General features: G+C 64.9%; 25 protein-coding genes. 12 read left to right on the top strand and 13 right to left on the bottom strand.

Annotated elements, in window-relative coordinates:
• Positions 1-62 precede the first annotated feature (62 nt).
• Positions 63-419, top strand: coding sequence for an Hpt domain-containing protein (locus N5I32_RS17455; protein WP_369414345.1), 357 nt, complete (start codon positions 63-65; stop codon positions 417-419).
• On the opposite strand, the gene ilvA is transcribed toward N5I32_RS17455, so the two are convergent.
• Complete coding sequence (ilvA, locus tag N5I32_RS17450) at positions 416-1,663, bottom strand: threonine ammonia-lyase IlvA (RefSeq protein WP_261497191.1); 1,248 nt, start codon at positions 1,661-1,663, stop codon at positions 416-418. The two genes, N5I32_RS17455 and ilvA, sit on opposite strands and share 4 nt — an antisense overlap.
• Before the next feature lie 207 nt (positions 1,664-1,870).
• On the opposite strand from ilvA, the gene N5I32_RS17445 reads away from it, so the two are divergent.
• From N5I32_RS17445 to msrA, 3 genes are all read left to right on the top strand, one after another.
• Positions 1,871-2,446 (top strand): hypothetical protein, encoded by a 576-nt coding sequence (locus tag N5I32_RS17445; protein WP_261497190.1) that lies wholly within the window; start codon positions 1,871-1,873, stop codon positions 2,444-2,446.
• A gap of 96 nt (positions 2,447-2,542) precedes the next feature.
• On the top strand, positions 2,543-3,769 hold the full coding sequence (locus N5I32_RS17440) for an argininosuccinate synthase (RefSeq protein ID WP_261497189.1): 1,227 nt from the start codon (positions 2,543-2,545) through the stop codon (positions 3,767-3,769).
• A 156-nt stretch (positions 3,770-3,925) separates the two neighbouring features.
• Positions 3,926-4,549 (top strand): peptide-methionine (S)-S-oxide reductase MsrA, encoded by a 624-nt coding sequence (gene msrA / locus N5I32_RS17435; RefSeq protein ID WP_261497188.1) that lies wholly within the window; start codon positions 3,926-3,928, stop codon positions 4,547-4,549.
• Positions 4,550-4,579: 30 nt separating this feature from the next.
• On the opposite strand, the gene N5I32_RS17430 is transcribed toward msrA, so the two are convergent.
• Positions 4,580-5,449 carry a ribokinase gene (locus N5I32_RS17430; protein WP_261497187.1) on the bottom strand — a complete coding sequence of 290 codons (870 nt, stop codon included), beginning with the start codon at positions 5,447-5,449 and terminating at the stop codon, positions 4,580-4,582.
• Positions 5,446-7,713, bottom strand: a complete 2,268-nt coding sequence (locus tag N5I32_RS17425; protein WP_261497186.1) for an NADP-dependent malic enzyme — start codon at positions 7,711-7,713, stop codon at positions 5,446-5,448. Before N5I32_RS17425 ends, N5I32_RS17430 begins: the two co-directional genes overlap by 4 nt.
• A gap of 146 nt (positions 7,714-7,859) precedes the next feature.
• Between N5I32_RS17425 and mutS the strand changes: the two genes are divergently transcribed.
• Positions 7,860-10,505 (top strand): DNA mismatch repair protein MutS, encoded by a 2,646-nt coding sequence (mutS, locus tag N5I32_RS17420; RefSeq protein ID WP_261497185.1) that lies wholly within the window; start codon positions 7,860-7,862, stop codon positions 10,503-10,505.
• Here mutS and N5I32_RS17415 read toward each other — a convergent pair.
• Positions 10,502-11,374, bottom strand: a complete 873-nt coding sequence (locus tag N5I32_RS17415) for a LysR family transcriptional regulator (protein WP_261497184.1) — start codon at positions 11,372-11,374, stop codon at positions 10,502-10,504. The genes mutS and N5I32_RS17415 overlap by 4 nt on opposite strands.
• A 93-nt stretch (positions 11,375-11,467) precedes the next feature.
• On the opposite strand from N5I32_RS17415, the gene tmpA reads away from it, so the two are divergent.
• Both tmpA and tmpB read left to right on the top strand, forming a co-directional pair.
• A complete protein-coding gene (gene tmpA, locus N5I32_RS17410) occupies positions 11,468-12,604 on the top strand; it encodes a 2-trimethylaminoethylphosphonate dioxygenase (RefSeq protein ID WP_261497183.1) in 1,137 nt (378 codons plus the stop codon).
• Positions 12,601-13,206, top strand: coding sequence for a (R)-1-hydroxy-2-trimethylaminoethylphosphonate oxygenase (gene tmpB / locus N5I32_RS17405; RefSeq protein WP_261497182.1), 606 nt, complete (start codon positions 12,601-12,603; stop codon positions 13,204-13,206). The genes tmpA and tmpB overlap by 4 nt, the downstream gene beginning before the upstream one ends.
• Positions 13,207-13,209: 3 nt before the next feature.
• Here the strand turns inward: tmpB and N5I32_RS17400 are convergent, their stop codons facing one another.
• Entirely contained in the window at positions 13,210-13,713 is a 504-nt protein-coding gene (locus N5I32_RS17400; RefSeq protein ID WP_439648223.1) for a nucleotide exchange factor GrpE, read from the bottom strand.
• 41 nt (positions 13,714-13,754) lie between these two features.
• Positions 13,755-14,831 (bottom strand): heat-inducible transcriptional repressor HrcA, encoded by a 1,077-nt coding sequence (gene hrcA / locus N5I32_RS17395; protein ID WP_261497179.1) that lies wholly within the window; start codon positions 14,829-14,831, stop codon positions 13,755-13,757.
• 115 nt (positions 14,832-14,946) lie between these two features.
• Between hrcA and rph the strand changes: the two genes are divergently transcribed.
• From rph to N5I32_RS17370, 5 genes are read left to right on the top strand one after another with little or no spacing between them, the layout of a single operon-like run.
• Positions 14,947-15,657 carry a ribonuclease PH gene (gene rph / locus N5I32_RS17390; protein ID WP_261497177.1) on the top strand — a complete coding sequence of 237 codons (711 nt, stop codon included), beginning with the start codon at positions 14,947-14,949 and terminating at the stop codon, positions 15,655-15,657.
• Entirely contained in the window at positions 15,657-16,271 is a 615-nt protein-coding gene (gene rdgB, locus N5I32_RS17385) for an RdgB/HAM1 family non-canonical purine NTP pyrophosphatase (protein ID WP_261497176.1), read from the top strand. Before rph ends, rdgB begins: the two co-directional genes overlap by 1 nt.
• Positions 16,268-16,648, top strand: a complete 381-nt coding sequence (locus N5I32_RS17380; protein ID WP_261497175.1) for a RidA family protein — start codon at positions 16,268-16,270, stop codon at positions 16,646-16,648. Before rdgB ends, N5I32_RS17380 begins: the two co-directional genes overlap by 4 nt.
• Positions 16,649-16,651: 3 nt before the next feature.
• The gene (gene hemW, locus N5I32_RS17375) at positions 16,652-17,806 is read left to right on the top strand and encodes a radical SAM family heme chaperone HemW (RefSeq protein WP_261497174.1); all 1,155 of its coding nucleotides are present in this window, start codon (positions 16,652-16,654) and stop codon (positions 17,804-17,806) included.
• Positions 17,806-18,159 (top strand): YbaN family protein, encoded by a 354-nt coding sequence (locus N5I32_RS17370; protein ID WP_261497329.1) that lies wholly within the window; start codon positions 17,806-17,808, stop codon positions 18,157-18,159. Before hemW ends, N5I32_RS17370 begins: the two co-directional genes overlap by 1 nt.
• Here N5I32_RS17370 and N5I32_RS17365 read toward each other — a convergent pair.
• The 7 genes from N5I32_RS17365 to hemJ all read right to left on the bottom strand — a co-directional run bounded on the left by N5I32_RS17365 (position 18,156) and on the right by hemJ (position 25,522).
• Positions 18,156-19,052: a ParB/RepB/Spo0J family partition protein gene (locus tag N5I32_RS17365; RefSeq protein ID WP_261497173.1), complete on the bottom strand. Its 897-nt coding sequence runs from the start codon at positions 19,050-19,052 to the stop codon at positions 18,156-18,158. The genes N5I32_RS17370 and N5I32_RS17365 overlap by 4 nt on opposite strands.
• Before the next feature lie 10 nt (positions 19,053-19,062).
• Positions 19,063-19,869: a ParA family protein gene (locus N5I32_RS17360; RefSeq protein ID WP_261497172.1), complete on the bottom strand. Its 807-nt coding sequence runs from the start codon at positions 19,867-19,869 to the stop codon at positions 19,063-19,065.
• A complete protein-coding gene (rsmG, locus tag N5I32_RS17355) occupies positions 19,862-20,482 on the bottom strand; it encodes a 16S rRNA (guanine(527)-N(7))-methyltransferase RsmG (RefSeq protein WP_261497171.1) in 621 nt (206 codons plus the stop codon). The genes N5I32_RS17360 and rsmG overlap by 8 nt, the downstream gene beginning before the upstream one ends.
• Positions 20,479-22,353: a tRNA uridine-5-carboxymethylaminomethyl(34) synthesis enzyme MnmG gene (gene mnmG / locus N5I32_RS17350; RefSeq protein WP_261497170.1), complete on the bottom strand. Its 1,875-nt coding sequence runs from the start codon at positions 22,351-22,353 to the stop codon at positions 20,479-20,481. The genes rsmG and mnmG overlap by 4 nt, the downstream gene beginning before the upstream one ends.
• Before the next feature lie 3 nt (positions 22,354-22,356).
• Complete coding sequence (gene mnmE / locus N5I32_RS17345; protein ID WP_261497169.1) at positions 22,357-23,643, bottom strand: tRNA uridine-5-carboxymethylaminomethyl(34) synthesis GTPase MnmE; 1,287 nt, start codon at positions 23,641-23,643, stop codon at positions 22,357-22,359.
• A 31-nt stretch (positions 23,644-23,674) separates the two neighbouring features.
• Complete coding sequence (rho, locus tag N5I32_RS17340) at positions 23,675-24,946, bottom strand: transcription termination factor Rho (RefSeq protein ID WP_261497168.1); 1,272 nt, start codon at positions 24,944-24,946, stop codon at positions 23,675-23,677.
• 126 nt (positions 24,947-25,072) lie between these two features.
• Positions 25,073-25,522 carry a protoporphyrinogen oxidase HemJ gene (gene hemJ / locus N5I32_RS17335; RefSeq protein WP_261497328.1) on the bottom strand — a complete coding sequence of 150 codons (450 nt, stop codon included), beginning with the start codon at positions 25,520-25,522 and terminating at the stop codon, positions 25,073-25,075.
• Positions 25,523-25,898 lie beyond the last annotated feature (376 nt).

Raw genomic sequence — 25,898 nt, 5'->3', positions numbered from 1 at the left:
TCCTTCTGCGGGCGCGCATTAACCCGGTATCAACGCGGCCGTGCCTAGCATCGGGCATTCCGGTGGAGCTGGGGGTCTTTGGAATGATTGATTGGGAAAGGGTGAACAGCCTCAGGGATGAAATCGGGGAAGACAGCTTCGATGAGGTCGTGGAGCTTTTCCTTGATGAAGTTGAAACGGTGATTTCCAGATTGAGGTTGCATCCCGACCCCGTGACCTACGAACAGGATCTGCACTTTCTCAAGGGAAGCGCCTGGAACCTCGGCTTTGCAGATTTCGGCGCCATCTGCCAGGACGGAGAACGGTTGGCCGCGCGTGGTAACCCCACTGCGATCGACATCGGCGCGGTCGTCGAGTCCTACGTGCGGTCACGCAAGACCTTCATGGCGGGAATCGCGGGCAGATCCTCGGCGGCCTAGATCAGGAATTCGGCCAGCGTCTCGTCATTCGTGATGTCGCGGTAGACGAAGCCGGCCCGGTCGAGAGCTTCGGCGAGGCGAACGAAGTTCGCGGCGGCCTTGGTTTCGATCCCGATCAGCACCGAGCCGAAGTTGCGGGCCGACTTCTTCAGATACTCGAATCGCGCGATGTCATCGTCAGGGCCAAGCATTTCCAGGAATTCGCGCAAGGCTCCGGGTCTCTGGGGCATCCTAAGGATGAAATACTTCTTCAGCCCCGCGTATCGCTGCGCCCGTTCCTTGACCTCGGGCAACCGTTCGAAATCGAAGTTGCCGCCCGAGGTCACGCAGACGACGGTCTTTCCCGCGATCTGGTCCGAAAGCTCGGGCAAGGCGTCAACCGACAGGGCCCCTGCCGGTTCAAGAACGATACCCTCCACGTTCAGCATCTCGAGCATGGTGATGCAGATGCGGTCCTCCGGGGCGGAAAGCACATGGGCAGGATCTGTCCCCCGAAGCCGGGCAAAGGTGCGCTCGCCCACCCGCGCGACGGCGGCACCGTCGACGAAACTGTTGATCCGTTTGAGCGTGACCGACTCGCCCGCCGAAAGGGCCGCGGCAAGGCTGGCGCCGCCGGCCGGCTCGACATAGCGGAAGCCGACCCCGGGCACGACATCGCACAGGTAGGACGTCACACCGGCCGAAAGCCCGCCGCCGCCGACCGGCAGGATCACGATATCGGGGGCGCGGCCAAGCTGGCGCAGGATTTCCACGCCCACGCTGGCCTGCCCTTCGATCACATCCTCGTCGTCAAAGGGCGACAGGAACCACGCCCCGCCTTCGCGGCAATAGGCCTGCGCGGCGGCGAGAGTCTGGTCGAAATAGTCGCCGGTCAGGCGGATTTCGACAGCGCCCTCACCGAAGGTGCGGGTCTTGTCGATCTTCTGCTGCGGCGTCGTGACCGGCATGAAGACCGTCCCGGACACGCCGAAATGGCGGCAGGCAAAGGCAACGCCCTGGGCGTGATTGCCCGCCGAGGCACAGACGAAGTGGCGCTGGGCCGGATCGCGCGCCAGAATCTTCCGCATTGCGTTGAAGGCCCCGCGCAGCTTGTAGCTGCGAACCGGGGTCAGATCCTCGCGCTTCAGGTGGATCTCGGCACCATAGCGTTGCGACAGGTGGACATTGAGCTGCAGCGGTGTTTCGGGAAAGAGCGCGCGAAGTGATTCCGTTGCCTCAAGCGCACGATCGTTGAAGGTGGTCACGTCGCCGGTTCCTGTGGTTTTGCGAGTTTACCCTTTGCGTCATTCAATCGGCGGGATGTCAAGCCTGGGACCGGCCGATTTCCGCCGCCATGCCGTTCGCGGGCCTCATACCGTCCGCTGGCCACAATTCTGACAACTCTCTCTGGCTTGATGGAATCAGCGTATCGCGTGCAGCAACCCGGTCCGGGTGCCGCCCTGGTGGACAGAATGTCTGGATTCAGAGCCCGTAGCCTTGTCGTCTCCTTCCTGCTGGCCGGCCTTATCGGCGGTCCGATGTCACCCGTCGTCGCTCTGGTAGGTTTTGACGCCGCGCTTGCGAAGAACGAAGGCAACGGCGGCGGGAATGGTGGCGGGAACGGCAACGGTGGCGGAAGCAACGGGAACGGGAGCGGGAACGGGAACGGGAACGGGAACAACAACGGCAACGCGAAGGGCAAGCACAAGCCCACTGCCGCGCCGAACATCAAGGTTGCGGCGAACGCCAACTTCGGCCTGCTGGCGTCCGAACTGAAGGCGCTCGAGTCCATAGAGATCAATCCGGCGACCCTGGCGCGTGCCAGCACCACCAGTCAGATCGGCAGGTATCGCAGTTATCTGCGCGCGGCCGAAGCAACCATTGCTGCCAAAGCGAAGTACGACAGTAGCGGCGCCGCTTCCGATCGCGCGCGGCTTGAGGCCGCCGAAGCCGCCGAGGCGCGGGCCCTGGACGCCGCCGCCAATGGCCGTCCGTTGTCGCCCGAAGCGATCGACATGATCCGGCAAGTCCTCGGGATCGACGCCTGAGGGCGACTTTGGCGGGCCCGGGCCCTCTGCCCTTGCCCGATGCGCGGAAACCCAATAAACGGCAGCCGAATTGACGCCACGCAATGAGGCCGCCCCATGTCTGCCCCGAAGAAAGTCGTCCTTGCCTATTCCGGCGGTCTCGATACCTCGATCATCCTGAAATGGCTGCAGAACGAATACGGCTGCGAGGTCGTCACCTTCACCGCCGACCTGGGCCAGGGGGAGGAACTCGAACCGGCGCGCGCCAAGGCGCTGATGCTGGGGATCAAGGCTGAAAACATCCATATCGAGGATGTGCGCGAGGAGTTCGTGCGCGACTTCGTCTTCCCGATGTTCCGGGCCAATGCGCTTTACGAAGGGCTCTACCTTCTCGGCACCTCGATTGCGCGGCCGCTGATCGCGAAGCGGCTGGTCGAGATCGCGGCGGAATGCGGCGCCGATGCCGTGGCCCACGGCGCGACCGGCAAGGGCAACGACCAGGTCCGGTTCGAACTGTCGGCGCTGGCCCTTGACCCTCACCTGCGGGTGATCGCGCCCTGGCGGGAATGGTCGCTGCAGTCGCGGACCCAGCTTCTGTCCTATGCCGAGGCGAATCAGATCCCGATTGCCAAGGACAAGCGGGGCGAGGCGCCGTTTTCGGTCGATGCGAACCTGCTGCACACCTCGTCCGAGGGCAAGGTTCTGGAGAACCCGGCCGAGGAGTTCCCCGATTACGTGCTTCAACGCACCAGCCGGCCCGAAGATGCGCCGAACGAGCCCGAGTTCGTCGAGATCACCTTCGATCGGGGCGACGCGGTTGCGATCAACGGCGAGGCGATGAGCCCGGCGACGATCCTGACCCGGCTGAACGAGCTGGGCGGCAAGCACGGCGTCGGCATTCTCGATCTGGTCGAGAATCGATTCGTCGGCATGAAGTCGCGCGGCGTGTACGAGACGCCCGGCGGGACAATCCTGCTGGAGGCGCATCGCGGGATCGAGCAGATCACGCTCGACGCCGGAGCGGGGCATCTGAAGGATTCGATCATGCCGCGCTACGCGGAACTGATCTACAACGGCTTCTGGTTCAGCCCGGAACGCGAGATGCTCCAGGCGCTGATCGACAAGAGCCAGGAACACGTCTCCGGCACGGTGCGGGTCAAGCTTTACAAGGGCTCCGCGCGTACGGTCGCGCGCTGGTCAGACCATTCGCTTTACAGCGAAAAGCACGTGACCTTCGAGGAGGACGCGGGCGCCTACGACCAGAAGGACGCCGCCGGTTTCATCCGCCTGAACGCCCTGCGGCTCAAGCTGATCGCGACCCGGAACGCGCGCGTGAAGGGCTGATCGCGGGCCGGCTTCCTGTCGGTCAGGGGTGACCTGACGCGCCCGCCGGCGCAAGGAGAACGGCGAAGACGGGTTGAGGACAGGGGCCCGATCACGGGAAGATGACTTGCGGCGAGGGTCCATCCGCGCAGGATGCGCGCGGAAAGGAGACTCCCCATGCACTATCTCGCTCTGGTCCTAGGCCTTCTGATCGCCGGCCCCGCCCTGGCGGCGCCGAGAACGGCAATCGTCGCGGGTGGCTGCTTCTGGTGTGTCGAAAGCGACTTCGAGAGCGTCCCCGGCGTAAGCGAGGTCATTGCCGGCTTCACCGGCGGTGATCTGGAGGACCCTACCTACAAGCAGGTCGGGGGCGGCGGCACCGGGCATTATGAGGCGGTCGAGATTCACTTCGACGACGCGCAGATAAGCTACGCGCAACTGATCCAGCTTTTCTTCAGGTCGATCGACCCGACGGACGACGGCGGTCAGTTCTGCGACCGCGGCGCCAGCTACCGGACGGCGATCTTCGTGCAGAACGATGCCCAGCGCAAAGCCGCCGAAAAGGAAAAGGCGGAGGCGGAGGCGGCGTTGGGCCAGAAGATCGTGACCCCGATCCTGAAGGCTGGCACATTCTGGCCGGCCGAGGGCTATCACCAGGACTACTACAAGGGGACGAGCATCATCCTGACCCGGCGCGGCTTCAAGACACAGTCCGACGCCTACAAGTTCTACCGCAAGGCCTGCGGCCGGGATGCGCGCGTGAAGGAGCTTTGGGGCGATGCCGCCCCCTTCGTTCACTGACCTGCATCGCGACGTCCCATACGGGCGCCCTCAGGCCCGGAAGGCCGCGACTTCCGCGGCCGTCGGGATCGCATCGGCGGTGCCGGGCCGCGTGACCTTGAGCGCGGCAGCCGTCGCGGCCCACTGAAGCGCGTCTTCCGGCGCGCGTCCAAGGTCCAGCCCGGCGGCGAAGTAGCCGGCGAATGTATCGCCTGCGCCGGTCGTGTCGACGGCGGTGACCGAGAGCGCCGGGGCGAAAGCGCGTGCACCGCCGCGCTGGCGCCATTCCGCGCCCTCCGCCCCGCGGGTTATCAGAAGTTCCGGCACGTCCAGCGACTCGACGGGCGTTGCGAGAGCCGCGCTGAGTTGCTGCGCCTCCACCGCATTCAGGACAAGGAGCGAGACGAACGGCAAGACCGCGCGGACGGCTTCCGGATCAAACGGCGCGGCGGAGTAGATGACGCTCAGCCCCTTCTCTCGGGCGTGGCGGGCGGCATCGGCCTGGTGATCGGTTTCGTTCTGCAACAGCAACGTGTCGCCCGGCCTGGCCGAAGTCAGGGCATGCTCCACATGGTCGAACGGGATCGCCCTGTTGGCAGACGGGCAGAGGATGATCGCGTTTTCCCCGCGGTCGTCGATCTGAACGACCGCGTGGCCCGTCGGCATGTCGAGTGTCACGATCTGCGCGGTGTCCACCCCCCAGGATTTGAGCCGGTCGACGGTCCAGGCGCCCTCTGGCCCTACGGCACCGATGTGAACGGTCCGCGCGCCCGCCTTCGCGGCGGCGGCAGACTGGTTCGCGCCCTTGCCGCCCAGGCCGAAGGCATAGCCCGTGGCGGCCAGCGTCTCACCGGGCGCGGGCAGATGCGGCACCCGGTAGAAGTGATCGATGTTGATGGAGCCGAGGTTGAAGATCGTCATCTGGCGCTGCCCAGCCGGCAGGCCGCGATCACCGCCATGTTGAGGATGTCATTGACCGTCGAAACCGTCGAACAGATCTGCACCGGCTTGTCGACCCCCGTCAGGATCGGGCCGATGACCGTGGCGCCGGCCATTTCCTGCATCAGCTTGACCGAGATCGAGGCGGAATGCCGTGCCGGAACCACCAGAACGTTCGCGGGCCCGGACAGCCGGCAGAACGGATAGTGGGACATCTGTTCGGCATTCAGCGCCACGTCGACGGTCATCTCGCCGTCATACTCGAAATCGACACCGCGGGCGTCGAGCACGCGAGGCGCACGGTGCATTTTGGTCGCGCGTTCGGAGACGGGATAGCCGAAGGTCGAGAACGACAGGAACGCCACTCGCGGCTCAAGCCCGAGGCCGCGCGCGACGGCAACGCCACGCTCGGCAATGTCGGCCAGATCCTCTTCCTCCGGCCATTCGTGAACCAGCGTGTCGCCGATCAGCACGATCCGCCCGCGATGCAGAACCGCGGTAATGCCCACCGCGCCATCCGCCGCCGATGCGTCGAAGACATGGTTGATCAGTTGCAGGACATGCGCCGACTTGCGCGTAGCGCCGGTGACCAGACCGTCGCCGTGGCCGTGCGCCAGCATGAGCGCGGAAAACACATGCCGGTCTCGGGCCGCCAGCCGGTGAACGTCGTGCCGGTCGAACCCCTTGCGCTGAAGCCGGGCATAGAGGAAATCCTTGTAGTCGCCCAGGTGGCGGGTGTTGGCGGCGTTCACCACTTCGATCTCGCGCACGGCATCGGCAAGACCCTCTGCCGTCAGCTTTTCATGCACGTCCTGCTCGCGCCCAACGACCAGCGCCTTGCCAAGGCCCGCGCGCTGATAGGCCACGGCCGCCCGCAGGACACGGGGATCGTCGCCTTCGGCAAAGATCATGCGGGCCTGCGCGGCGCGGGCGCGGGCGTGGATGCCCTGAAGGATCGAGGCGGTCGGGTCCATCCGCGATTTCAGGCTGAGCTCATAGGCCGCCATGTCGATGATCGGCCGCCGCGCGACCCCGGTGTTCATCCCGGCGCGCGCGACCGCCGGCGGGATCACGTAGATCAGCCGCGGATCGAACGGCGTGGGTATGATGTAGTCGCGCCCGAAGCTGAGCTTGCGGCCATAGGCCATCGCCACCTCGTCGGGAACATCCTCCCGCGCCAGCCGCGCGAGCGCGTGGGCGCAGGCGATCTTCATCTCGTCGTTGATCGCGCGGGCGTGGATGTCGAGCGCGCCGCGGAACAGGTAGGGAAAGCCCAGGACGTTGTTGACCTGGTTCGGATAGTCGGACCGCCCGGTGGCGACGATCGCATCGGGCCGCACCGCCTGCGCCTCTTCGGGCGTGATCTCCGGGTCGGGGTTGGCCATGGCGAAGATGACCGGATTGGGCGCCATCGCCTCGACCATCGCCGGCGTGACCGCACCCTTGGCCGAAACGCCCAGAAACACGTCCGCGCCCCGCATCGCGTCTTCAAGCGTGCGCGCCTCGGTCCGTGCGGCATGCGCCGACTTCCACTGGTTCATCCCCTCGGTCCGGCCCTGGTAGATGACGCCCTTGGTGTCGCACATGATGCAGTTGTCGTGGCGCGCGCCCATCGTCTTGAGCAGTTCGAGGCAGGCGATCCCCGCGGCACCCGCGCCGTTCAGGACGATCCGGCAATCCTCCAGCTTCTTGCCGGTCAGTTCGAGCGCGTTGATCAGCCCCGCCGCGCAGATGACCGCCGTGCCGTGCTGGTCGTCATGGAACACCGGGATGTCCATGATCTCCTTCAGGCGCTGCTCGATGATGAAGCATTCGGGCGCCTTGATGTCCTCAAGGTTGATGCCGCCGAAGGTCGGACCCATGAGCGAGACCGCCTTGATGATCTCGTCGGGGTCTTCGGTATCAAGCTCGATGTCGATGGCGTTCACGTCGGCGAACCGCTTGAACAGCACCGCCTTGCCCTCCATCACCGGCTTGGAGGCCAGCGCGCCGAGATTGCCAAGTCCGAGGATTGCCGTGCCGTTCGACACTACCGCGACCATGTTGCCCTTGGTGGTATAGTCATAGGCCGTCTCTGGCCGCTCCGCGATCGCCTCTACGGGAACCGCGACGCCGGGGCTGTAGGCCAGCGAAAGGTCGCGCTGCGTCGCCATCGGCTTCGATGCGTTGATCTCGTACTTTCCCGGCACCGGATTCAGGTGATATGACAGCGCCTCTTCCGGAGTGATGCGGTTCTTGGGGGCCATAAGCGACGTTTCCTTGTGCCTTTGCGCCGTCATAGCCGGGGCGGTCCCTGTCCACAATAACGGCGTCTTCGGCGTTAGCGCAAAAAGACTTGCCCCTTTCGGCCCCGCGCGGGCTTTTGTAGGGTCGCTGCGGACGAGGGGGCAGCATGACCGCAAGCGACGGCATCGTGACGCCGATGATGGCGCAGTATCTGGAGATCAAGGGGCGCTATCCCGATGCGCTCCTTTTCTACCGGATGGGCGATTTCTACGAGATGTTCTTTGCTGACGCAGAGGCGGCATCGGCGGCGCTCGACATCGCCCTGACCAAGCGCGGCCAGCATCTGGGCGAGGATATCCCGATGTGCGGCGTGCCGGTCCATGCGGCCGAGGGCTATCTGCTGACGTTGATCCGCAAGGGGTTTCGCGTGGCCATCGCGGAACAGATGGAAGATCCGGCGGAGGCGAAAAAGCGTGGATCGAAGGCGGTGGTGGCACGCGACGTGGTGCGCCTTGTCACGCCGGGCACGCTGACCGAGGAAACGCTTCTGGAGGCGCGGCGGCACAACTACCTTGCCGCCTGGGCCGAGGTGCGCGAGGCGGCGGCACTGGCCTGGGCCGACATCTCCACTGGCGAGTTCCGGGTGATCCCCTGCCCCCTCGGGCGGCTCGGGCCGGAGCTTGCGCGCCTTGCCCCGCGCGAGATCCTGCTGAGCGAGGCGCGCGAACCCGGCCTGGCCGGACTGTCTGACGATCTGGGTGTCGCCGTCACGCCCCTGCCACGCGCGGCCTTCGACAGCGCCGGGGCGGAACGGCGGCTCTGCGCCCTGTTCCAGGTCGCGACGGCCGAGGGCTTCGGCAGTTTCGACAGGGCGGAGACCGCGGCGCTGGGGGCGATCGTCGAGTATCTGGACCTGACGCAGCGGGGAAAGCTGCCCCTGCTGCGCCGCCCGGTCAGGGAAGCGCCGGGCGGCGTGGTGCAGATCGACGCGGCAACGCGGCGCAATCTGGAGATCACGCAAGCGCTTTCCGGCGGGCGCGAAGGATCGCTGATCGCGGCGGTGGACCGGACAGTGACCGCCGCAGGTGCGCGGCTGCTGGAACGGCGGCTTTCCGCACCTTCCCGCGATCTCGTGGCGATTCATGCGCGGCATGAGGCGGTCCGCTTTCTGGTGGAGGAGGCGCGCCTGGCCGACGCCCTTCGCGCCGATCTTCGCCGCGTGCCCGACATCGACCGCGCGTTGTCGCGCCTGGCGCTGGATCGCGGCGGTCCGCGCGACCTTTCGGCGATCCGCGCCGGGCTGGTTCAGGGGGCGCATATCGCCGGCCGTCTGGATGCGGCCGCCCCGCCCCGTCTGACGCAGGCCGCGGGCGATCTGACCGGCTTCGACACCCTCGTCGCCCTGCTTGCTGCGGCCGTGGTCGAGGAGCCCCCGCTTCTGGTGCGCGACGGCGGATTCATCGCGCCGGGCTACGACGATGAACTGGACCAGGCGCGGCAGCTGCGCGACGAGGGGCGCGGCGTGATCGCGCGGATGCAGGCCGAATACGTCGGCCAGACCGGCATCCAGAGCCTGAAGATCAAGCACAACAACGTGCTGGGCTACTTCATCGAGACAACTGCGACGCACGCCGAGCGGATGCTTTCGGCGCCGCTGAACGAAACCTTCATCCACCGCCAGACCACCGCCAACCAGGTGCGTTTCACCACCCTCCCGCTGTCGGAGATGGAGACGCGGATCCTGAACGCGGGCGGCCTGGCGCTTGAGATCGAAAGGCGGCTGTTCGACAGCCTGAAGGCCGCCGTGCTGGACACCGCGCCGCGGATTTCTCAGGCCGCCCGCGCACTGGCCGAGATCGACCTTGCCGCCGCCTTCGGCGATCTCGCGCGGGGCGAGAACTGGTGCGAACCGGTGGTGGACGACAGCCGCGCCTTCGAGGTCGAGGCGGGGCGCCACCCCGTGGTCGAACGGGCGCTGAAGCGGTCAGGCGAAAGCTTCGTGGCCAATGACTGCCTTCTGACTTCGGGCGAAACGCCGGCGATCTGGCTTCTGACCGGACCCAACATGGCCGGCAAGTCGACCTTCCTGAGGCAAAACGCGCTGATCGCCCTGCTGGCCCAGGCGGGATCCTTCGTTCCCGCGCGGCGGGCGCATGTCGGTCTGGTCAGCCAGTTGTTCAGCCGTGTGGGCGCGGCGGACGACCTGGCGCGCGGGCGATCTACCTTCATGGTCGAGATGGTTGAAACCGCGGCCATCCTCAACCAGGCCGATGACAGGGCCATGGTGATCCTTGACGAGATCGGGCGCGGGACGGCGACCTACGACGGCCTGTCGATCGCATGGGCGACGCTGGAGCATCTGCACGGGGTCAACCGCTGTCGCGCGCTTTTCGCCACCCACTACCACGAGATGACAGGGCTATCGCACAAGCTTTCGGGCGTGGAGAACGCCACCGTCACCGTGAAGGAGTGGGAGGGAGAGGTCATCTTCCTGCACGAGGTGCGCAAGGGCGCTGCGGATCGCAGCTATGGCGTGCAGGTCGCGCGGCTGGCAGGCCTGCCCGCCAGCGTGGTCGAACGCGCGAAAGTGGTGCTGGAGGCGCTGGAGAAAGGCGAACGCGAAGGCGGGACGCGCAAGCATGCGCTGATCGACGATCTGCCGCTGTTCAGCGCCGCACCCGCCGCGCCGCCGCGCACCGCCAGGGGCCCCTCGCCCGTCGAGGAACGCCTGCGCGCCCTTCACCCCGACGAGATGACGCCGCTCGACGCGCTGAGCGCGCTTTACGACCTGAAGGGACTGTTGCGCGACTAGACCGCGCCGGCTTCGCACAAGAGATCCGTCAGGATGGCCCATTGGCGACATGAAACAGTCTCTGTTCCGGCCAGAATCCAGTAGGTTTCGCGGGGGCGAAGAACCGTGTCGCTGACCCGCACAAGGGTCCGCCCCTCCAGATCGCCGGCTGCAAGCGGCAGCGACGCCAGCAGCACGCCGCACCCCGCCCGCGCTGCGGCGAGGGCGGCGGCGAAGCCGTCGAACCGGAGCGATGGCGCGGGCAAGGCGGAATCTCCGGTCGCCGCACACCATTCCTTCCAGCCCTGACGCGGCCCGGTCACTCCGATGCGCGGCAGCCGGCGCCAGTCCTGCCCCCCGCTCAGCAAGGCAGGCGCCGCGACAGGGCTGAGCGCCTCGGCATAAAGGGGTGCTTGCAGCGCATCCGGCCAGGCGCCGGAGCCGTAGCGGATGCGGACAGGCTGCGGACCCGGCGCGGCCGCCTCCGCAGCAAGCACCATGGTATGGAAGACCAGATCGGGGCCGCCTTCGGGCGTCAGGCGCGCCAGCCGCGGCGCCACCCAAAGCTCGGTCACCGAGGCGCTGGCGGAAATCGCGATCCGCGCGCGACGTGTGGAAAACAGATCCTCCGCGCTTTGCCGAAGCGTCAGCAAGGCATCGCTGACGAAGGGAAGCCAGGCCTCCCCCTCGACGGTCAGGACCGTGCGGCGCGGCCGGCGCAGGAAAAGCGGCGTTCCCAGGCGGGATTCCAGATGGCCGATGCGCTGGCTGATCGCCGCCTGCGTCACGCCAAGGTCGCGGGCCGCTGCGGAAAAGCTTCCCGTGCGGCCGGCCGCCTCGAAGGCGCGGACCCATTCCAGCGGCAGGTTTGACAGATCGCAATTATTCATAAGGCTTTCGATGAAGACACCTTCGTTCTTCTAAGTTGCCATTATGCTTTCTTCAAGAAATCATGCCGTCGAACAGGACTGCAGGAGGGAAACATGACGACTGTCACCGTCTCTTCCGACGGCGGCGTGCTGACGCTTTCGGACGGCACCCGAACCGCACGGTTTCACGCGATCTGGCTGCGCGACAACGCCTGGGATGCGCAGACCCGGTCGCCCGGCAACGGGCAAAGGCTGATCACGCTTGCCGACATACCCAAGGACACGCGGATTGCCACCGCCGCGATGTCGGGGGCGATGCTGCGCCTGTCCTTCGCGCCCGATGGCAAGACGGTTGAGTTCGATCCCGCCTGGCTGCTGGACCGCAGCTACGACCGCGCGCAGGATCGCCGCCCCGGCTGGACATCGCCCGGCATCGAGACCTGGGATGCGGGCCTGACGCACGCGGTCCCAACCGGCGATTTTGCCAGCGTTTCGGCTGATCCGCTGGCACTGTGCCATTGGCTTGGCGGTGTGGCACGCTACGGCTTCGGCAAGCTTCTGGGCGGGCCGGTTGAGGACGGCGCGCTGATGCGGGTGGTGGACCTTTTCGGCTACGTCCGTGAAACCAATTACGGCCGCCACTTCGAGGTGCGGACTACCGTCAACCCGACGAACCTCGCCTATACGGGGCTGGGGCTTCAGGCCCATACCGACAACCCCTACCGGGATCCGGTGCCAACTATCCAGGTGCTCTACTGCCTCGAAAGTTCCGCCGCGGGGGGCGAGAACATGGTTGTGGACGGTTTCCGGGCCGCCGAGCGACTGCGGGAGGAAAGCCCGGCCGGGTTCGACCTGCTGACGCAGCATTGCGCGCGGTTCGAATACGCGGGCGAGGCCGGCGTGGTGCTTCGGTCGCGCCGCCCGATGATCGAGCTTGCGCCGGACGGAGAACTTGTCGCGGTCCGCTTCAACAACCGCTCAGCCGCCGCAATCACGGACGTGTCCTTCGACAAGATGGAGGGCTATTACGCGGCCTATCGCCGGTTCGGTGAGATCATCGACGATCCGGCCATGGAAGTAACATTCCGCCTGAACCCCGGCGAATGCTTCGTGGTCGACAACACCCGCGTTCTTCATGCCCGCAAGGGCTATTCAGGAACGGGAACGCGCTGGCTTCAGGGGTGCTACGCCGACAAGGACGGGCTGCTGTCACGGCTTGCCGCGCTTTCGGTGAGGGAGGCGGCGGAATGACCCGGCCGGATCTCACGACCCTGTCGCGCGAGACCATCGTGGCCTTCATTGGCGACATCTTCGACAGGCGGGGCGGAGAGGAATACCTGGGCGAGCCGGTGACTATGGCGCAGCACATGCTTCAGGGCGCGACCCTCGCCGCCGAAAACGCGATGCCCGAGGAAATCGTCGTGGCCGCCCTGCTGCACGACATCGGTCACTTCACATCCGAATTCGGCACCTTCCGCATGGACGACACCGAGGACAGGTTCCACGAGGAAGCCGGCGCAGAACTGCTGGAGCGGTTTTTCCCGAGCGTCGTGACCGACTGCGTCCGACACCACGTCGCGGCCAAACGCTACCTGTGCGCGACACGGCCCGAATACTTCAGGCGACTTTCGGAGGCGTCGATCCACTCGCTCAGTCTACAGGGCGGGCCGATGTCGGCCGAGGAGGTGGCCGCGTTCGAGACGAATCCCAACCTGAAGGAAATCATCCAGGTCCGCTATCTGGACGACGCCGGCAAGCGGGCGGACATGACCACGCCCGACTACTGGCACTTTGCGCCGATGGTGCAGCGGGTTGTGGACCGGCACTGCCTTGCGGCGCCTGCCAGTCCGTGATGTTCAGGATTTCGGAGTAGAGCTGACGCCGACCTGCGCAGGCCGCAAAAGCCGCTCGTGCAGCAGGAAACCCTCGGTCATCACCTGGATGATATCGCCGGCACGGGTGCCGGGCACGGGTGCCTCGAACATGGCCTGATGAATCTGCGGGTCGAAGGTATCGCCAACCGCCGGGGTGACCGGCTGGACCCCGTGGCGGGTCAGGACGTTGACCAGTTCGCGCAACGTCAGCTCCACGCCCTCGATCAGCGCCTGCGCCGCGGCGCGCTGTTCGTCGCCGGCCGCGTCGAGCGCGCGCTTGAGGTTGTCGTAGACCGGCAGCAGATCACGCGCGAGCTTCGAGCCGCCGTATTGTTCCGCCTCGCGCCGGTCGCGTTCCCCTCGCTTGCGGGCGTTCTCCGCGTCTGCCAGCGCGCGCATGAACCGGTCGCGGAAGTCGTCGCGTTCCGCACGAAGCGCCTCGATCTCCGCCTCGGCGGGTTCCGCGTCGATCCCTTCGTCGCCCATCAGGGCCTGATCCTCGGCAATCTCGTCTTTCTTCATGTCGCTCATTGGTCTTGTCCCTTGTGCCCGCCGGACAGAAGCCGCCCGACAAGCTGCGCCGTGTAGTCCACGATGGGAACGATGCGGCCATAATTGAGCCGCGTCGGCCCGATCACGCCAACGGCGCCGATTATCTTCCGGTCAGCGTTCATATAGGGAGACACCACCAGAGAGGAACCGGAAAGTGAGAAAAGTTTGTTCTCCGAGCCGATGAAAATGCGCACCCCGTCGCCTTTTTCCGCCAGTTCGAGGAAATCGGCGATGTCGCGCTTGCGTTCGAGGTCATCGAAAAGCGTGCGGATCCGGTCAAGGTCTGCCGCATCCGCCTGGTCGACTAGATTCGAGCGGCCGCGAACAATCAGGCGCTCATGCGAATCCCCGGTCGTTTCCCAAAGCGCAAGCCCGCTTTCGACCATCTCCCTGGCGAGGACGTCGAGTTCCTGGCGTCGCCGCGCGATCTCGCTGCGCATGTGGGAGCGGAGTTCGGAAAGCGTTCGCCCCTCTGCCACCGCGTTGAGAAAATTCGCCGCCTCGCGCATCGAGGACGGGGTCTGGCCGGGCGGGGGGCTGAACAGCCGGTTCTCCACATGCCCGTCGGCAAAGACGAGCACGACAAGTGCCCGCTCCGGCGACAGGGAAACGAACTCGACGTGCCGGATCGGCGCTTCGTGTTTGGGCGTGAGCACAAGGCTGGCGCCGTGCGTGATGCCGGACAGCGCGCCCCCGATCCGATCCAGCATCGCCGTTACACCGGGTTCGTTGCCACCCAGCGTCGCGTCGATCCGCTCCCGATCCTCGATCGAGACCGACCCCACTTCCATCAGACCGTCGACGAACAGCCGCAGCCCGAGTTGGGTGGGCACCCGGCCCGCGGAGACATGGGGACTGTCGAGCAATCCGAGATACTCAAGATCCTGCATCACGTTGCGGATCGTGGCGGCGGACAGCTTTTCGGACATGCTGCGCGTCAGTGTTCTGGAGCCGACGGGGTCGCCGGTGTCCAGATAACCCTCGACCACCCGCCGAAAGACTTCGCGCGAGCGTTCGTTCAGTTCCGCAAGAATCTTTGGTGTTTCGCCCATGTACATTGACCGTTCCACGCTTGAAATTAAGGAGTTGGCACGTCGGGCGTCAATCGGGGTTGCGCCGCGATGCTGGCAGGCGGTAAGTGGCGGCAAGCAAGGAAAGGACGCGGACATGAGACCCTCTGGGCGCAAGCTGGACGAACTGCGCGCGGTTTCCATCGAGACGGGTGTGACCCGGCATGCCGAGGGGTCCTGCCTGATCCGCTGCGGCGACACGCATGTGCTCTGCACCGCCACGATCGAGGACAAGGCGCCATCGTTCCTGAAAGGAACCGGGCTGGGCTGGGTGACGGCGGAATACGGCATGCTGCCCCGCGCCACCAACACGCGCAACCGGCGCGAGGCGGCGGTTGGCAAGCAGTCTGGAAGAACACAGGAAATTCAAAGACTTATCGGACGCGCCCTGCGGGCTGGGGTGGACCGCGTGGCGCTGGGCGAACGGCAGATCGTGGTCGATTGCGACGTGATACAGGCCGACGGCGGCACCCGCTGCGCCTCCATCACGGGTGGCTGGGTCGCGTTGCGGCTTGCCGTCAACAAGCTGTTGAAGGCAGGCGCCATCGTCAGCGACCCGATCGTCGATCATGTCGCGGCGGTGTCCTGCGGGATTTATGCCGGACAGCCCGTTCTCGACCTCGACTATGCCGAGGACAGCGAGGCGGGGACGGATGGAAACTTCATCCTGACCGGGCGCGGCCGGCTGATCGAGGTGCAGATGTCGGCCGAAGGCGCGACGTTCAGCCGCAACGAGATGGGTCAGCTACTGGACCTGGCCGAGGCCGGCATCGCCGCGCTTGTCGAGGCGCAGAAGGCCGCCGTCTGATGCTTGGGATCGCCGGCAGCAGGCTTCTCGTCGCGACGCACAACCGGGGAAAGCTGGACGAGATCGCGGCGATGCTAGCGCCCTTGGGTATTTCCTGCGTGGGCGCGGCCGAACTGGGGCTCGGTGAACCTGCCGAGACGGAAGATACCTTCGTCGGCAATGCACGCATCAAGGCCCACGCCGCGGCCCGGGCGACAGGACTGCCCGCGCTGGCCGATGACAGCGGGATCGAGGTGGACGGCCTGGGTGGCGCGCCGGGTGTCTACACGGCAGATTGGGCAGAAACGCCCCGGGGCCGCGACTTCGTGCAGGCGATGACCCGCACCTGGACCGAACTGGAGGCCGCGAACGCCACCTATCCGCGCACCGCGCGGTTCCGGTCGACGCTGGTTCTGGCCTGGCCGGATGGTCGCGACGAGGTTTTCGAGGGTAAGGTCGAGGGCCAGGTTGTCTGGCCGATGCGGGGGGACAGGGGCCATGGCTACGACCCGATGTTCCAGCCCGAGGGCCATCGCCTGACCTTCGGAGAGATGGACCCGGAGATGAAGAACCGGATCAGCCATCGCGCAGACGCATTCCGCAAGCTGTTGGCCCACATGGGAGAAACCGAATGACCGTCAAGCTGATCTCGACCGGATCACCCTTCGAGAAAACGTTCGGCTACAGCCGCGCCGTGGTGAAGGGCGGCTGGTGTTTCGTCTCGGGAGTCACGGGTTACGATTACGCGACCATGACCATCCCGGAAGGCGTCGCCGAGCAGGCGCGCAACTGCTTTGCCACGATCGCCTGGGCGCTGGGCGAGGGCGGATTTGCGATGCAGGACATCGTCCGCGTCCAATACACCCTCACCGACGCGGCGCTTGTCGATGAGGTCGTGCCGGTCCTGGGGGCGCATCTGGGCGAAATCCGGCCTGCGGCGACGATGGTGATCGCGGGCCTCATCAAGCCCGAGATGAAGATTGAAATCGAAGTCACTGCCTTCAAGGGCTGACGCGTGGAGGACTGGCGGCACGGCGGGTTCGGCCTTTACCTGCACTGGCCGTTCTGTGCCTCGAAGTGCCCCTATTGCGACTTCAACAGCCATGTCGCCGCCGCCATCGATCAACGACGCTGGCAGGCGGCCTACCTGGCGGAGATCGACCGGGTTGCGGCGCTGACCGGTCGAAGAGTTCTGAACTCGGTCTTTTTCGGAGGCGGCACGCCGTCACTGATGGACCCGGACGTGATCAGCGCCATCCTCGATCGCGTCCGCGCCCGCTGGGTTCCGGCCAACGATATCGAGATCACGCTGGAGGCCAATCCCGGATCGGTGGATGCGGGCCGCTTCCGGGGCTATGCCGCGGCGGGTGTGAACCGCATTTCGATGGGCATTCAGGCCCTGAACGACGCGGACCTTCGGCGGTTGGGGCGGCTTCACACCGTCGCCGAGGCGCGCCGGGCCTTCGATGTCGCGCGGGAGGCGTTCCCACGGGTCAGCTTCGACCTGATCTATTCCCGCCAACACCAGACACCCGCAGATTGGCGGCGCGAACTTCGCGAGGCGCTGAGCATGGCGGTGGATCATCTGTCGCTGTACCAGTTGACGATCGAAGACGGCACCGCCTTTGGCGCCCGGCACGCCGCTGGTGGCCTGAAGGGCTTGCCGCAGGATGAGATCGCGGCGGATATGTATCTGGAAACGCAAGATGTTTGCGCCGAGCACGGAATGCCGGCCTATGAGGTGTCGAACCACGCCGCAACCGGATCGGAAAGCCGGCACAACCTGATCTACTGGCGCTGCGGCGACTATGCTGGCGTTGGCCCCGGGGCGCATGGCCGACTGACACTGGACGGACGGCGCCTGGCGACAGAAGCGCCGCGCGCGCCCGGTGACTGGCTGTCGGCGGTGGAGGAGCGCGGTTCCGGTGACGGCGTCGTCGACGTTGTGACGCCCGGGGAACAGGCGACCGAGTATCTCATGATGGCGCTGCGGTTGAGCGAAGGGCTGGATCTGGCGCGCTACGTCGCTCTGGCTGGCAGGTCGCTCGATGCAGGGGTCGTCGACGACCTGTGCAGGATGGGGTTGATGGTGAGTAACGGCGTCCGACTGCGGGCAACCGCCGCGGGGCGCGCCGTCTTGAACAGTGTCATCAGGAACTTGATGCCATGATTCGCCCGCTATGGCTGGTATCCGGGTTGACCGCGCTCGCGCTCGGGCTGATCGGGCTCTTTCTGCCGCTTCTGCCGACGGTGCCGTTCCTGCTTCTGTCTGCTTTCTGCTTTGCCCGATCCTCTCGCCGCCTTCACACCTGGCTTGTCCACCACGAAACGCTCGGCCCGCCGATACGCGACTGGCAGGAGCGCGGAGCCGTCAGTCGCCGCGCCAAGGTGTTTGCGACGGCTTCGGTCTTGGCGGCCTTGGCGCTGAGCTGGCAACTGGGTTTCGGTGTGCCGGTGCTTGTCGTGCAGGCCGCGGCCCTGAGCGGTGTCATGGCCTTTCTGTGGTCGCGGCCCGACGCCTAGGCAAAGCCGGAGAGCTTCTGGCAAAGCTCGTCCAGCTCCTCAAGCGAGCGATAAGTGATGGTCAGCTGGCCACCATCCAACCCCTTGTGGTTGATACTTACACGCATACCAAGATTTGCGGTCAGATCGCCCTCTAGCGCCCGCGTGTCGGCGTCCTTTTCGGACGGGGCACGCGGCTTCGCTACCCTTGTCGCGCCTTTCGCCTTGCGGGCCAGCTCCTCGGTCTGACGCACCGACAGCCCCCGGGCGATGACGTCGCGCGCCAAGGGCACCGGGTCCTCGCAAGGAATGAGCGCGCGGGCATGGCCGGCGGTCAGCTTGCCTTCGCGCAACCAGGTCTGAATCTCCTCCGGCAGGTGCAGAAGACGGAGGAGGTTGGCGATGTGGCTTCGGCTTTTCGCCAGGGCCTCGGCGAGTTTTTCCTGCGTGTGGCCGAAGCGATCCATCAACTGACGATAGGCCATCGCCTCCTCTAAGGCATTGAGATCGGCGCGCTGGATGTTCTCGATGATGGCGACTTCCAGAACCTCGGTGTCGTCCAGGTCGCGCACAATGACGGGCACCTCGTGGATCTGCGCCGCCTGCGCCGCACGCCACCTGCGCTCACCCGCCACGATCTCGTAGCCGTCTGGATTGTCTTTTCTTTTCCGGACGATAAGCGGCTGGATGATCCCCTTTTCACGAATGGACTGGCTCAGTTCGGCCAATGCCTCCGGCAGGAAATCGCGGCGCGGCTGGTTGGGGTTCGGCACGATCTTCTCGATCGGAACAAAGACTTCCGCGCGCCGGGGTGCGGCCTGTTCATCCCCATGACCGCCTCCGAGGTTCACATCGGCCATCAGCGCCGAAAGTCCCCTGCCAAGCCCGCGGCGTTCCAGTTTCCTGTCGGTCATTCTGTTCCTCTCAAGCTGCGCGGGCGTGCCGGGCAAGAAGCTCCTGCGCCAGCGAGCGGTAGGCCAGGCTTCCCTTCGATGTCGTATCGTAGATCAGGACCGGCACCGAATAAGATGGCGCCTCGCTCACACGGACGTTGCGGGGAACGATCGTCCGGAAAACAAGGTCCCCGAGGTTGGCGCGCGCATCAGCCTCAACAAGTTGTGCCAGGTTGTTGCGGCCATCATACATCGTGAGGACGATTCCTTCGATGCGCAGGTCCTTGTTCGCCGTCTGGCGAACCTGCCGCACGGTGAGCATGAGTTGCGACAACCCTTCCAGAGCAAAAAACTCCGCCTGCAGGGGAATGAGCACGGAGTGCGCCGCGATCATCGCGTTGACCGTCAGCAGGCTGAGCGACGGCGGACAGTCGATCAGCACGTAGTCGAAACCATAGGCGTCGATCGCAGGTTGCCGAAGCGCGTCGTACAGCAGGAAACTGCGCTTCTCGTTCGCGACGAGTTCGATGTCGGCCGATGACAGGTCTGTGGTCGCAGGGCAGATCCAGATCCCCGGCACCTCGGTCTGGCGCACCACGTCTGAAAGCGCGGCGTCCTCGATCAGCAGATCATAGGTGGTCAGCCCCCGCTGCGTTTGCTCGACGCCAAGGCCGGTAGACGCATTTCCTTGGGGATCCAGATCGACCAGAAGCACACGCAAGCCGTTTTCTGCAAGCGCCGCCGCGAGGTTGATCGCAGTCGTGGTCTTTCCGACGCCGCCCTTCTGGTTGGCAATCGCAATGATCCTTGGGCCTGGCGGGCGGGTTGGGTCAGACACGGGCGATCTCTCCGACTGTCAGCACGACGGCCTCCGGATCCGTCATGCTGCGGTGTTTCTCGCAAGCGAAGCGCCATTTTTCAAGTGCTTGACGGATCTCGTCCTCGTGGCGCGCGCCCTTGGGAAAAATCGCTACGCCTCCCGTCCTCATGTGGCGCGCAGCAAAGTACAGTAGCTGTTCCAAGGGCGCCAGCGCCCGCGCCGAAATCACGTCCGCGCCCAAGGGCGGGATGGTTTCGATCCGGTCGCCCAGCACCTCCGCATCCACGCCGAGACTGCGCGCCGCATGCGCAAGGAACGCCGCCTTGCGCCGATCCGACTCGACCAGGGTGAATTTGAGGGCAGGCCTCTCTTCCTTCGCCAGAATTGCCACCACCAGACCGGGGAAGCCGCCACCGGCCCCCAGGTCCACCCAGTGCATGGCTCTCGCGGGCGCCAAATCCAGAAGCTGCGCCGAATCAAGGAAGTGCCGGGTCCAGACCTCCTTCAGAGTGGAGGGGGAAACCAGGTTGATCGCCGGATTCCATTTGCCCAGAAGCTCCGCATACCGCTCCAGCCGGGCCACTGTTTCACGTGAAACACGACGACGCGCGACGAAGTCTTCCTTGCTCATCCGGCTGACCGCTGCCGATCCGCCTTCTTGAGGCGCGCCAGGATGAGCGTCAGCGCCGCGGGCGTCATTCCATCCACGCGTCCGGCCTGAGAAAGCGTCCGGGGTTGAATGCGCGACAGCTTGGAACTGAGCTCGGCAGACAGCCCGGAAAGGCTGCCATAATCAAAATCCTCCGGAATTTCGTGGCCTTCATCCCTTCGAACCTGATCAATGTCAGCGGCTTGGCGGTCGAGATATTGGGCATATAACGCGTCTCTCTCGATCTGGTTCCGGACTTCGTCGGAGATGCAGGATAGCGATGGCCTGACCCTCAAGAGGTCATCGAACCCGATATCGGGGAAAGCCAGAAGGGTAAAACCGTTCCGCCGGACCCCATCCTGACTGACTTTCAGACCATGGGCCGCAGCCTCATTCGGAGACAGGACCAGTTCAGACAACATCTGCCGGCCGGACGCGATTGCTTCCATCTTGTCGCCAAACGATTTTTTCCGCTGGTCGGCTACGCACCCCAGGGACAGGCCAAGCGGGGTCAGCCGCTGATCCGCGTTATCTGCGCGGAGCGAAAGCCGGAACTCCGCGCGCGAGGTGAACATCCGATACGGCTCGCTCACCCCGCGCGTTACCAGATCGTCGATCATAACGCCGATGTAGCTGTCGGACCTGCTGAAGACGGCGGGATCCCTGCCCGTCGCCTCGAGCGCGGCATTCAGACCCGCAACAAGGCCTTGGGCACCGGCCTCCTCATATCCTGTGGTGCCGTTGATCTGACCCGCAAGATATAGACCCGGTAGCGCCTTCAGACCGAGCGTTTCGCGCAACGCCCGCGGATCAACATAGTCGTATTCTATCGCATAGCCCGGTTGCATGATGCGCGCACGCTCAAGCCCCGCAATCGTGTGGACATAGGCCTCCTGAACATCGGCGGGCAGCGAAGTCGAGATGCCGTTGGGATAGACCGTATCGTCGTCCAGCCCTTCCGGCTCCAGAAACACCTGGTGCGATGACTTGTCAGCGAATCGAACCACCTTGTCCTCGACAGAGGGGCAATAGCGCGGGCCGACGCCTTCGATGTGCCCGCCATACATTGCGGAGCGAAGAATGTTCGTGCGGATGATGTCGTGCGTGGCTTCGTTCGTATGCGTGATTCCGCAGGAAATCTGCCGCGCAAAGGGCTTTCGGTTCAGGAAGGAAAAAACCACGGGCTCCTCATCGCCCGGCTGCATCTCAAGCCGCGACCAGTCGATCGTTCGGCCATCCAGCCGGGGCGGCGTACCCGTCTTGAGCCGCCCCATCGGCAATCCGAGCGCCTCAAGCCGCTCCGCCAGCCGGATGGAGGGCTTATCGCCCACCCTTCCGCCGGGGCGCTTCGTGTCACCGACATGGATCGTTCCACGCAAGAACGTTCCGGCGGTCAGAACCACCGCCCCTGCCGACAGTGTCGTCCCGTCGGCCAACTCGAGGCCCGCGATGCGGTTACCCGCCAGGATGACGTCCGTCGCCTCTGCCTCGATGATCGTCAGGCCCGGGCGCAGCGACAGAAAATCCTGTACCGCCAGGCGGTACAACTTGCGGTCTGCCTGCGCCCTCGGCCCCTGGACAGCGGGTCCCTTTCGGCGGTTGAGAAGCCGGAACTGGATGCCGGCTCGGTCCGCGGCCTGTCCCATCACACCATCCAGCGCATCGATCTCGCGAACCAGGTGGCCCTTGCCAAGACCCCCGATGGCAGGATTGCACGACATGACGCCGATAGCGTCCGCCCGCAGCGTCACCAGCGCCGTCCTCGCACCCATCCGTGCTGCCGCGTGCGCCGCCTCGGTTCCGGCATGCCCGCCGCCGATCACGATGACATCGAACTGTTTCACGTGAAACACTCCCTACTTGCCGATGCAGAACCTGGAGAAAATCTCGTCCAGCAGATCCTCGACATCGACGCGACCGACCAGGGAATCTAGCGCCCGGACCGCACTCCGCAACTCCTCGGCAGCCAGTTCCTCTAGGCCGTGTCCGCTGACTACCTCAGATTCGGCCGATTCCAAAGCCCCCAACGCCCGAACAACCGCCGCCCGGTGCCTTTCGCGCGTGATCAGCCCTGCGCCTGCCGCCTTTTGCGCCACCCGTTCCCCGATTTCGGCAACCAACCGCTCAAGCCCCTGACCGGTCAGGCCAGAGACGGCCAGGCCCGGTTCATCAGGATGAAGATCGGCCTTGGCGCGCACCACGATGTCATCGCCGCGCGGCGAAAGCATAGAAAGCGCCCCACCATCATCCAGAAACACCCGCAAGTCCGCGACTTCGGCACGGGCGATCGCCCGGTCGATTCCAATGCTCTCGACATGATCCTCGGCCTCGCGAAGGCCCGCGGTGTCAAGAAGCGTCACGGCGAAACCCGCCAGGTCCATCCTGACCTCGATCACGTCGCGGGTCGTGCCCGCATACTCCGACGTAATGGCCGCCTCCCTGCCCGCCAACGCATTGAGAAGCGTGGATTTTCCGGCGTTCGGCCGGCCAACTATGGCAACCTCGAACCCCTCGCGGACAACCTCTGCCGCGCCATAGCCACGTAGCTCCGCGGACAGGCCCGCCTTGACCTCCGCGATCAGGGCCAAAACCTCCGGCCTGACGTCGACCGGAACATCCTCGTCCGCGAAATCGATCGTGGCGGCCAGAAGCGCTGACGCCCGGATCAGCCTTTGCCGCCAGCTTTCCGCCCGCGCCCCGACCCGACCCGAAAGCACACGAAGGGCCTGTTTGCGCTGCGCCTCGGTTTCGGCCTCGATCAGATCGGCCAGGCCCTCGACCTGCGCCAGGTCGACCCTGCCATTTTCCAGCGCCCTGCGGGTGAACTCTCCCGCCTCGGCCAGGCGGAGCCTTTCCTGCGCCGACAGGGCGCGAATAACGGCGGCCACGGTTGCGGTCGCCCCGTGCAGGTGGAACTCCACCGTATCTTCACCCGTAAAGCTCGCCTCTGCCGCGAAGCAAAGCACCAGCGCCTCGTCAAGCACGTCCCCCTGCCAGACCAGCCGCCTCAGGCCGGCACGGCGCAGCTCCGGCAGGTCGCCGACCAGGGCGCGCGCGGCGCCGAACGCTGCGGGGCCTGACACCCGAACCACCGCAACGCCGGACTTCCCCCGCGCCGAGGCGAGTGCAAAGATCGTTTCCATAGTCAGTACCCTATTGTTTTATAACAACAAGTCAGGCGTTCATGGAATCGAAGAACTCGCCGTTCGTCTTGGTCTGCTTCAGCTTCGAAATCAGGAACTCGATGGCATCCGTGGTGCCCATCGGGTTCAGGATGCGCCTGAGAACGTAGGTCTTCTGCAGATCCTTGGAATCGACCAGAAGTTCCTCTTTCCGGGTGCCGGACTTGAGGATGTCCATCGCCGGGAAGACACGCTTGTCCGCCACCTTCCGATCAAGGACGATCTCGCTGTTGCCGGTGCCCTTGAACTCCTCGAAGATCACTTCGTCCATTCGGCTGCCGGTGTCGATCAGCGCGGTGGCGATGATGGTCAGCGATCCGCCTTCCTCGATGTTGCGGGCGGCGCCGAAGAACCGCTTCGGCCGCTGCAGCGCGTTGGCGTCGACACCGCCGGTCAGGACCTTGCCCGACGACGGAACAACCGTGTTGAAGGCCCGACCCAAGCGGGTGATCGAATCGAGCAGGATCACCACGTCCCGCTTGTGCTCGACAAGCCGCTTGGCCTTCTCGATCACCATTTCAGCCACCGCGACGTGACGCGTCGCCGGTTCGTCGAAGGTGGAGGAGATCACCTCACCCTTGACGCTCCTTTGCATGTCGGTCACCTCTTCCGGCCGTTCGTCGATCAGAAGAACGATCAGGTAGCACTCCGGATGGTTCTTCTCGATCGAGTGGGCGATGTTCTGCAGAAGTACCGTCTTGCCGGTCCGCGGCGGCGCCACGATAAGCGACCGTTGGCCTTTGCCGATCGGTGCGACCAGGTCGATGATCCGGGCAGAACGATCGCGGATGGTGGGATCCTCGATCTCCATCTTCAGGCGCTCATCCGGGTAAAGCGGCGTCAGGTTGTCGAACGCAACCTTGTGGCGCGCCTTCTCCGGGTTCTCGAAGTTGATGCGCGTGACCTTGGTCAGGGCGAAGTAACGCTCGTTCTCTCCTGGCGCGCGGATGACACCCTCGACGGTGTCACCCGTTCGCATGGAATACTGCCGGATCATGTCCGGGCTGACATAGATGTCATCCGGGCCTGGCAGATAGTTCGCCTCCGGCGAGCGGAGAAATCCGAACCCGTCCTGAAGCACCTCCAGAACGCCGTCGCCACCAACCTCGTATCCTTCCTCGGCATACTCGCGCAGGATCGAGAACATCATCTCGCCCTTGCGCATGGTGGACGCGTTCTCGATCTCGAGCTCTTCCGCCATCGCCAGAAGGTCGGCGGGGCTTTTCACCTTCAGATCGGCTAGGTTCAAACGGTCCTGGTTCATGAAATAAATGCTCACATCGCGGCGCCCTGCCGGGCACGAGGATTTCGGGTTCGGGAAACGCCCATTTCCGGACGGAAGGGCCAGAGCCGCTGATACACGCCACCGGGGGTGAGAGTCAACAAAGGCTCAGAACTTCACGATGACCGACACGACGATCAGGATCAGGAGAAGCGTCGGTACCTCGTTCATCATCCGGTATGTCCGACCCGACCGCGTGTTCCGTCCGGCCACGAATTCCTTGCGCCTATAGCCCAGCCAATGATGAAACCAGGTCATGCCGAGGACGGCGGCGGCCTTCGTCCAGGGCCACACCTCGTCCCAGACGACGATGCCCGGCGTGAACACCAGACCAAGACCGAAGATCCAGGTGGCGATCATCGCTGGGTTCATGATCAGTCGCAGCAGCTTGCGTTCCATGGTCTGGAACAGCGCGTCGGTCGCCGACCCCGCTTCGACCTGTTCTGCATGGTAGACGAACAGCCTCGGCAGGTAGAAAAGGCCAGCCATCCAGGCAATGACGGAGATGACGTGAAGCGACTTCGTCCAGGGATAGTAGGCGGCGAGAAAATCGGTAATCACGGAGATGTCTCCATCGCTGGGGCCCCTACTCCTAATCAAATAAGTATTGGAAAGAAAAGAATGATGATGATGTTGGGGTTGTGGACAGCTGGGAAAAGCTTGCCAGGTGTGAAATGATCCACAGGCGGGAAAGGTTGTGGATAACACCGGGAAAAACTGGAGAAACCGTGAAAGCCGTCATAATGTCTTTCTTTAACAATGAGATACGGAAGTTCATGTCGGGATGTTCCTGTGCATTGATTTCCACACTTGGGCGCGGATGGGGATTATGCACCGGCGTGGAAAAGCTTCGTGCACAGGTGGGCAAGATGGGGCGGGCAGCTTGACAAACCGGCGGAGCGACCACCTTTTCAGCCCCAGCGCCCCTTTCGCG

It is taken from the genome of Albidovulum sediminis (assembly GCF_025380365.1).
In the GTDB taxonomy this organism is placed as follows: Bacteria; Pseudomonadota; Alphaproteobacteria; order Rhodobacterales; family Rhodobacteraceae; genus Albidovulum; species Albidovulum sediminis.
This window is presented reverse-complemented; position numbering and strand designations above follow the sequence as displayed.